The following is a 6,792-nucleotide window of genomic DNA, read 5'->3' on the forward strand; positions in this document are numbered from 1 at the left end:
CGCCCCAACCGGCCCGCAAGCGACCGCCGGACCGGGCACGGACTCCGCCCCAACCGGCCCGCAAGCGACCGCCGGACCGGGCACGGACTCCGCCCCAACCGGCCCGCAAGCGACCGCCGGACCGGGCACGGACTCCGCCCCGACCGGCCCGCAAGCGACCGCCCGTCCGGGCACGCAATCGGCCCCAACCGGCCCGCAAGCGGACACCAGACCGGGCATGGAGCCAGCCTGGTCCAGTCCGCGATCGGCCGTGGCCGGTGCGGGGCCGGCCGGAACCGGTGCGGGGCCCGCCGGGGCCGGTGCGGGGCCGACCGGAACCGGTGCGGGGCCCGCCGGGGCCGGTGCGGGGCCGACCGGAACCGGTGCGGGGCCCGCCAGGGCCGGTGCGGGGCCGACCGGAACCGGTGCGGGGCCCGCCGGGGCCGGTGCGGGCGCCTCGGGTACCGGTGCGCAGGCGGACGGGGCGGGGCCACGCGCTCCGTCCGTCATCGCGGTGACGACCTGTTCCGCGCTCAGCGCGAGCGAGGGGACGACGGCGGCGGCCGCGGCCGGCTGGCCCACGGCGACGAGCACGACGCTCCAGCCGAGGACCGTCACCAGCACGGCGACGGATAAGACTTGCCTTCTGGACATCGAAACCTTCCCCACATGTGCGTCCGAGAGGCCCCCTCCGCGGTGCCGACGCGTCATCGGGGAGCCGGACGTCAGCATGGTGGGCGCGCTCCCCGTCCCGCCACGGCATCGGGGAATCGCGGAACAATGCGGCCGCCGCGCGACAGCGCGCACGGTACCGGCTGTCGGCGCCCATCCACGGCGAAACGTGTGGCAGTACAGGCTTTCGGGGCGAAGTTCCCGCCGTCCCGGACGGCTGTTCCCGGCCGGCGCCCATCATGAACCCACCGGCGCGTTCAGCGCCGGAGCCTTCCCGTCCGGGAGGTCCCGCCCCTCGTGCCGATCGAGGAGGGGCGGACCGCTCCCGCTCCGTCCGGCATGGGCGGGCGGGGGCGGTGGACCGCCAGCGCCAGCGTCACCGCCACCGAACCCGCGGCCATCACCGCCATCGCCGTCCCCGGCGAGGTCAGCTGGGCGACTCCGCCCGCGAGGGCCGCGCTCACGCCCTGGAAGGTCAGCATGCCGGCCGAGTGGAGGCCGAGGGCGTGGCCGGTGAGGTCCGGTGGTGTGAGGGCGAACAGGTGCTGCTGCTGGACGAGGCTCGCGCCGAAGCCGACGGAGGCGAGGGTCGCGCAGGCCGCTGCCAGGGCGGTCGGGGGGTGGAGGGCGAAGACGAGGTACGGCGCGGCCAGGAGCAGCAGGAGGGGCGTGGCCAGGCGGTCACGCACCCGGGGCGGGAGGAGTCTGCCGACGGTCACGTCACCCGTGAACATGCCGAGCGCCGCGCAGGCGAACAGCAGGCCCGCCCGGTCGGGGGCGTACGCCACGAACAGGGACTCGCAGCCGACGACCAGGCCGTTGGGGACCCACAGGCCCAGATAGAGGCGCCGGCGCGGGACGGACGCCCACAGGCGCGCGTTGGTCCGCCAGGTCTCGGCGACGGAGGGGCGGCCGGCGGCCCTCGGGGCGCGGCGGGTCAGGCCCGTGCGGGAGCAGAGCGCGGCCGTCGCGTACAGGACCGCCGACACCAGCAGCGTCACCCGCGGGGACAGCAGCGCCACCAGGGCGCCGCCGGTGGCGTAGCCCGTGATCTGCGTCAGCCCGTGCATCATGTTGAACACCGAGCGGCCCAGCAGATAGCCGTCCTTCGGCAGGATCTCCGTCAGCAGGCCCCAGCGCACTCCTCCGCCCAGGGACGCGACCAGCCCCTGGACGGCGATCACCGCGAACACCGACCACAGCGGCAGTCCGGGCAGCGCCAGCAGCGCCGTGCTCACCGCGAACGACGCGGCGAGGCCGGTGAGCGTCGCCCTCGGCGGCAGCCGGTCGGCGGCGGACAGGAGTGTCGTCGCGCCGACCACCTGGGCCAGGGACGGGCCGAACATGCTGAGCGCCGACAGCAGCGGGGAACCGGTGGCCTCGTAGACGGACGTCCCGAGGGCCAGGCCACCGATCGTGGACCCGGCGACCTGGAGGGACGAGGACAGGAAGAGAGGGGTGAACTCCCTTGTGCGGAAGAGGGCTTGGTAGCTGCGCATGGGCGGGACGATCGGTCGGGCGCCCCGGCCGCCGCTAATGTTTCGCGCACACGCGAAAGCCCGGACCGCTTTCGCCGCACCCCGGAGGTGCCCCAGTGGGCTGGTGGCAGGTCAACGCCGACACCCTCGCCGGCAGCCGGTTCGTCGTGTCGCCGCTCGCCGAGACGTTCGCGAGCCTGAAGCGGCTGCACGCCGGGACCTGCACCCACCCCGGCGAGCGGGCCTGGCTGGCCGAGCACCTGCCCGCCTACCGGTCCGGGCCGGCCAGTGATCCGCTCACCGCCCTGCTGGTCCGGGCGGGCCTCGGCGACAAGTGGATCGCCGACTTCCTCACGCCCGCCCCGCGTGAGGGCGAGACCTTCGCGGAGGAGGTCGCCCGGGTCCGGGCCGTCGATCCCGCCGCCGCCCGCGCCCATCTCGTCCTGTCCCTGCGCGGCCCGCTCCCGGCCGCCCTCGACCGCGACGACCTGCCGGGCCGCGCGGCCGACCTCCTGACGTACGTGTGGGAGGAGACCGTACGGCCGTACTGGGAGCGGCGGCGGCGCGTACTGGAGGCGGATGTCCTCGCCCGGACCGCGCAGCTGGGGCAGAGCGGCTGGGCGGCGGTGCTGGACGCGTTGCGGCCGGGGATGCGGTGGCTCGGCGGGAACCGGCTCCAGGTCAACCTCCACGCGTATCCGCCGCGTGAGATCTCCGGCGCCCAGCTGGTGTTCGTGCCGGTGACCCCGCAGCGGGTCGGCTGGGTGGCGTGGGAGGAGGGCGAGCGGTACGCCGTCGTGTACCCGTGCTCGGGTGTCCTCGCCGACGGCAGCGGTCCGGCGGCCGCGCCCGCCGCCCTCGGCCCGCTCCTCGGCACCGCGCGCGCCCGCGTCCTCGCCCTCCTCGACTCCCCCATGAGCACCACCCAGCTGTGCGCGGTCACCGGCCGGCCCCTCGGTTCCGTGGGCCGCCATCTGAAGGTCCTGCTGGACGCGGGGCTGGTACGGCGCGGACGGGCGGGCCGCTCGGTGCTGTACACGCGGACGGCGGCCGGAGAGGTGCTGGTACGGGCGCCGGAGCGCCGCGAGGCCGACGGGAGCGCCGACGGGAACACCAACGGGAGCGAGGGCTGACCCGCTCCGCCCGGGGCGGCGGAGGCGGAAAGCTTTCCGGAGATAGCATCCGTTTATGACTACTGACACCCCCCGTACCTCCCCCCTCGACGTCGAGATCGGCGCCCTCACGGGCGGGTCCGCGGACCTCGCGCAGTACGCCGGGCAGGCCGTGCTCGTCGTGAACGTGGCCTCCAAGTGCGGTCTCACCCCCCAGTACACGGGCCTCGAAGCCCTCCAGGCCCGCTACGCGGAGAAGGGCTTCACCGTGCTGGGCGTGCCCTGCAACCAGTTCCTGGGGCAGGAGCCGGGCTCGGCCGAGGAGATCGCCGAGTTCTGCTCGGCGACGTACGGCGTGACCTTCCCGATGACCGAGAAGGTCGAGGTCAACGGCGAGGGCCGGCACGCCCTGTACGAGCGGCTGGTCGGTCACGCGGACGCCGAGGGGCACAGCGGCGACATCCGCTGGAACTTCGAGAAGTTCCTCATCGGCCGCGACGGCTCGGTCGTCGCCCGTTTCTCCCCGCAGACCGAGCCGGAGGCCCCGGAGCTGGTGGCCGCCGTGGAGAAGGCCATCGGCTGAGGCCCCGGCCGTCTGTTTGACCTTCCCCCTGGGTCAAGGACCACCGTCCCTCTCGCCGGGCGCGGACGCCCGGTGACGGAGGATGACCCAGTGGCCACCGACGACCTGCTCACCATCGGCGCCTTCGCCGCCCGCGCACGGCTGTCGGCGAAGGCGCTGCGGCTGTACGACCGGCTGGGGCTGCTCGCCCCGGCGTACGTCGACGAGTCGACCGGCTACCGGTACTACCGCGCCGACCAGGTCGAACGCGCCCGCCTCGTGGCCCTGCTGCGGCAGCTCGACATGCCTCTCGCCCGCGTCGCGGAGATCGTGGACGCGGTCGGGACGGACGGCGCGCGGGCGGCGGACCGGCTCGCCGCGTACTGGGCCGGGGCCGAGGAGCGGTTCGCGTCCCAGCGGGCCCTGGTCGCCTACCTCCGTGGACGGCTGACGGGAAGGGACCCGGGAATGTACGGGACGTTCGTGGTCGAGACGGTCGACACCGCCGCGCAGGTGGTGCTCACCCGGTCGCGGCACACTCTGGTCGACGAGCTGCCGGCGTGGATCGGGGCGTCGCTCGGCCGGCTGGAGGAGGGCGCGGCGGCCTGCGGCGGGACGGCGGGGGCGCCGTTCGTCGTGTACCACTCCGAGGTGTCCCTGGAGAGCGACGGCCCCGCCGAGGCGTGTGTGCCGGTGGCCGACGCGGACGCGGCCCGCCGCTGGGCGGCGGAGCACGGGCGGGCCTCGGCGACGGAGGTGCGCGTGGAGCCGGCGCGACGGCTCGTGTACACGCGGATCACCAAGGCGCAGGTGGCTTATCCGCAGATCGCGGCGGCCTTCGAGGCGGTCGAGCGCTGGATCGCCGCGCGCGGCCTGGAGGTCACCGGCCCCTGCCGTGAGGTGTACTTCGCGGACTGGGACGCGGCGGGACCGGAGGATCCGGTGTGCGACGTGGCGTTCCCCGTCGCATCCTGACCCGTGTAGTACCGGTACGGCCGTGGGGGTTTTCCCTACGGCCGCACCGGAGGGAACAGGTCCTGTCGGCCAACTGTCAGCGGATGGTTAGCGTCTACACCAGCACATGACGAACACCCGCCCGCACGAGTCGAACGGAACGGACGAGCCGCAGTGGCCTTTGCCGAGCTGACCCCACGACGTCCCGTCTCGCGCGCCGACAAACCGTCGCCGACGCGTGAGCCGTGGCGGGAACGCCACCGAGTGGCGCTCACGGCCGCTCTGTGCGCCGTGCCGCTGTACATCGTGTGGTGGGCGGTGTTCGCGACCGGCGGCGGCGATCTGGCGGCCCAGGTGGCGTGGGCGGAGTTCGCGAAGGCGTACCCGGACTCCGCGGTCAACCTGTTCTGGTACGGGGGGCTGCACGCGGCGAACTACAGCGTCCTCTCGCCGTATCTGATGGCGGCGTGCGGGGTGGTCCCCGTGACGCTGGTCTCCGGACTGGCGGCTTCCTGGCTCGTCGGTGGGGTCGTCGCCCGGACGGGGGTGCGGGGGCCGATCCCGGTCGCCCTCGCGGCGACCTTCTCGCTGTGGTGCCAGGTGGTGTCGGGCCGCTCGACGTTCATGCTGGGCACGGCGTTCGCCATGGGGGCGCTGCTGGCCGTGGTGGGCGGGCGCGGCGGGCGGCGGCTGGCCGTGGCGGCGGTGTGCGCGACGCTGTCCACGATGGGGAGCCCCGTCTCCGGGCTCTTCCTCCTCGTGGTCGGCGCCGCGTATCTGCTGTGCCGGGAGTGGGGCCGGGCGGCGGCGCTGATCGTGCCGCCGGTGACGGTCGTCGCCGTGACCACGCTGCTGTTCCCCTTCGAGGGCGAGCAGCCCATGGCGTTCAGCCGGATATGGCCGCCGGTGGTGATCTGCGCGGTGGTCATGGCCACCGCGCCGAGCGCGTGGCGGGTGCTCCGCCTCGGCTCCGCGGTCTACGCCCTCGGCGTGGTCCTCTGCTATCTGATCCCCACCCCCATCGGCACGAACGTCGAACGGCTCCTGGAGCTGGCGGGCCCGGCGGCGGCGCTGGCCATCGCCCTGTACCGGGGCGAGGCCCGGCAGGGCGACGCCCGGCTGCCGCTGTCCTGGTTCACGCCCCGGCGGCGGCTGGTGGCCGGTGGGGTCGCCCTCGTGCTCTCCCTGACGTGGCTGACCGGCAAGACGACCGCCGACATCGTCACCAACACCAAGGTGCCCGAGTGGGCCGTCAAGACCGACGGGGTGGTGAACGAGCTGAAGCGGCTGGGTGCCTGGAAGACCCGCGTCGAGGTGGTGCCGGCCCGCGACCACCGCGAGGCCGCGATCCTCGCCCCGTACATCAACATGGCGCGCGGCTGGAACCGGCAGGCCGACGTCGAGCGCGGCCGCCTCTTCTACGAGGGCCACGGCGGCACGGAGGTGCCCGAGGGCGCCTTCACCCCCGGGGCGTACAAGGAGTGGCTGTCGCGGTGGGCGGTCGGTTTCGTGGTCCTCGTCAACGGTGAGCCGGACGGCCCCGCGGAACTCGAACACGCCCTGGTGACCAGTGAGCCGGACTATCTGGAGCGCGTCTGGGAGGACGCGAACTGGAAGATCTACCGGGTGAAGGACGCGACGCCGCTGGTCGACCGGCCGGCGTCCGTGGTGGGCGCCGACGGCGCCAACCTCGTCGTCCGCATGCCGGGACCGGGCGAGGTCACCGTCCGCATCGCCTACTCCCCCTGGCTGTGGGCCGACAACGGCTGCCTCACCGCCGACCGCGAGTCGAACGGCGACCTCACCGAGTTCACCCGCCTCACCGTCGAGAAGGCCGGTGACGTCCGCATCAGCTCGCAGTACGGGGGGCCGTCCCGGACGACGCCGCTGGAGTGCGAGAAGGAGGCGGCTGAGGAGGAGGCCGAGGAGTAGGACGGGGTCGTTCTCCTCCACGCATGAGGCGCCCCTCCCGGCCGGTGGTCGGGAGGGGCGCCTCTTCGCGTGCGGGCGTGCGAGCCGTGTCGCCTGTGCCGGC

5 protein-coding genes are annotated in these 6,792 nt (G+C 74.4%); 4 read left to right on the forward strand and 1 reads right to left on the reverse strand.

What is annotated here, in order from left to right; translation table 11 throughout:
• Positions 1 to 908: 908 nt before the first annotated feature.
• Positions 909 to 2,150: an MFS transporter gene (locus AC067N_RS12315; RefSeq protein WP_478678824.1), complete on the reverse strand. Its 1,242-nt coding sequence runs from the start codon at positions 2,148 to 2,150 to the stop codon at positions 909 to 911.
• A gap of 95 nt (positions 2,151 to 2,245) precedes the next feature.
• Here AC067N_RS12315 and AC067N_RS12320 point away from each other — a divergent pair, with 95 nt between their 5' ends.
• The 4 genes from AC067N_RS12320 to AC067N_RS12335 all read left to right on the forward strand — a co-directional run bounded on the left by AC067N_RS12320 (position 2,246) and on the right by AC067N_RS12335 (position 6,689).
• Positions 2,246 to 3,262, forward strand: coding sequence for a helix-turn-helix domain-containing protein (locus tag AC067N_RS12320; protein ID WP_478678825.1), 1,017 nt, complete (start codon positions 2,246 to 2,248; stop codon positions 3,260 to 3,262).
• 55 nt (positions 3,263 to 3,317) lie between these two features.
• Entirely contained in the window at positions 3,318 to 3,824 is a 507-nt protein-coding gene (locus AC067N_RS12325) for a glutathione peroxidase (RefSeq protein WP_478678826.1), read from the forward strand.
• Between the two features lie 72 nt (positions 3,825 to 3,896).
• Entirely contained in the window at positions 3,897 to 4,778 is an 882-nt protein-coding gene (locus tag AC067N_RS12330) for a MerR family transcriptional regulator (RefSeq protein ID WP_478678827.1), read from the forward strand.
• A 243-nt stretch (positions 4,779 to 5,021) separates the two neighbouring features.
• Positions 5,022 to 6,689 carry a hypothetical protein gene (locus AC067N_RS12335; protein WP_478678828.1) on the forward strand — a complete coding sequence of 556 codons (1,668 nt, stop codon included), beginning with the start codon at positions 5,022 to 5,024 and terminating at the stop codon, positions 6,687 to 6,689.
• The last annotated feature ends 103 nt before the right edge of the window (positions 6,690 to 6,792 follow it).

Source organism: Streptomyces sp. NPDC042364 (assembly GCF_056437585.1).

Coding starts and splice junctions, on each gene's coding strand:
- AC067N_RS12315 (WP_478678824.1), bottom strand. CDS start 2,150: ATGCGCAGCTACCAAGCCCTCTTCCGCACAAGGGAGTTCACCCCTCTC.
- AC067N_RS12325 (WP_478678826.1), top strand. CDS start 3,318: ATGACTACTGACACCCCCCGTACCTCCCCCCTCGACGTCGAGATCGGC.